The sequence below is a fragment of the Bacillus sp. SIMBA_008 genome, from assembly GCF_046535495.1.
Classification (GTDB): Bacteria; Bacillota; Bacilli; order Bacillales; family Bacillaceae; genus Bacillus; species Bacillus subtilis.
Map to the genome: position 1 here is coordinate 1 of NZ_JAWRWL010000984.1, position 248 is coordinate 248.

A 248-nucleotide genomic window follows, 5' to 3' on the forward strand; every position below is an offset into this window, starting at 1 on the left:
TCGTGGCCTTCGGCCTCTGCTGCATTCCTTCCGATCTCGATGTCGGCTCTTGCATCGTTGTGGACCCGCACGAGGGACCGGAGGGTTTTTCGAAAGCGACGCAGCGGATGGCCGCCCAGATCAAGCAGCAACCCAGGCACGATCTTGCACAGCTCTCCCGGACCCAATTCGCGCGGTTGCAGTCCGGTCATGCTCACGAGAAGAGTGCCTTGTTCGATCTCCTCGCCGGCGGCACGCACAAGAGAGCG

The 248-nt window shown here is 62.1% G+C and carries 1 protein-coding gene; it reads right to left on the reverse strand.

Annotation, left to right across the window (positions count from 1 at the left end):
- Positions 1-248: hypothetical protein (locus SB658_RS26325; protein WP_410603445.1), on the reverse strand; the 248-nt coding region annotated here is incomplete at both ends.